Source organism: Pedobacter sp. AK013 (assembly GCF_014205835.1).
Classification (GTDB): domain Bacteria; phylum Bacteroidota; class Bacteroidia; order Sphingobacteriales; family Sphingobacteriaceae; genus Pedobacter.
Genome location: NZ_JACHCQ010000084.1, coordinates 1 through 1,071, shown reverse-complemented (window position 1 = coordinate 1,071; position 1,071 = coordinate 1). Strand labels below are relative to the sequence as shown.

At 40.3% G+C, this 1,071-nt stretch carries 1 protein-coding gene; it reads left to right on the top strand.

Features of this window, described 5'->3' with window-relative positions:
• Positions 1-58 precede the first annotated feature (58 nt).
• Positions 59-1,036, top strand: a complete 978-nt coding sequence (locus HDC90_RS25270) for an integrase core domain-containing protein (RefSeq protein WP_184471419.1) — start codon at positions 59-61, stop codon at positions 1,034-1,036.
• Positions 1,037-1,071 lie beyond the last annotated feature (35 nt).

The window sequence follows — 1,071 nt, the reverse complement described above, 5'->3', positions numbered from 1 at the left end:
TGTAAAGGTTTAGTAATTCGGTAACAGAATTAGCTTTGTAAATAGCTAATTATGATTTATGCGAATAAACACTAATGACCTTACCTTAAAGCGCAATTATTTAAGCAAGTACCGTTTTCTGATCAAAGAATATGAGCAGGTAAAAGATGGGAAACATCCTAAGTTCAAGCTTGTAAAAGATTTTTACACTGCCCATGATACTGATGCAAGGAGTTTTCTGAAATATTACAACAGGTTCAAACAGTCCGGCGATGAGCTGGATCTTCTTCCAGCAAAGCGTGGCCCCAGGTACCGTACCAGGCGTCCAGATCTTCAGGATGAGCAAAAAGTATTGGATCTGCGCAAACTCGGCAGCAATAAATTTGAAATAGCCAGTCAGCTTAAACAAAAATCGGATAATTTTACACCATCGGCATCTGGGGTATATAATATCCTCAGGCGTTACGGAGAGAACCGTTTGGAACGTGCCGAAAAGGAAGTTAAACGAAAGATTATCAAGGAGCGTATGGGCCAGTTAGGACATATTGATTGTCACCATCTAAGTAAAAGTGTAATCAGGGGAGAGAACAGAAGGCTTTATCTGATCTGTGTCCTTGATGATTATTCACGTCTGGCATGGGCAGAGGTAATGGAGGATATTACCGCACTTACAACCATGTTTGCTGCCATGCGCTGCATGCAGATGCTAAAACAGGAATTTGGGATACTATTTGAGGAAATGATTGCCGATAACGGACCTGAATTCGGACCGTCCATCAGCAGGAACAAACAGAACCACCCATTTGAAAGAATGTTGATGGAAACTGGTATCAAAAGGCGGTATACACAGGCATACCGACCACAGACAAACGGAAAGGTAGAGCGTTTCTGGAGAACGCTAAAAGAGGACCTGATTGAAGATACAGACTTTGATAGTCTGGAAGAGTTACAGGATGAACTTTTAAAGTATATTGTTTATTATAACTGGGAAAGACCACACCAGGGAATTAAGGGTAAAAAACCGGCGGAAATGGTCAATATAAATAACAAAAAATAAACTCTAGTTCATTACCGAATTACTAAACCTTTACA

Excerpts from the sequence above, each read along its gene's own strand:
- HDC90_RS25270 (WP_184471419.1), top strand. The coding sequence starts at position 59 with ATGCGAATAAACACTAATGACCTTACCTTAAAGCGCAATTATTTAAGC.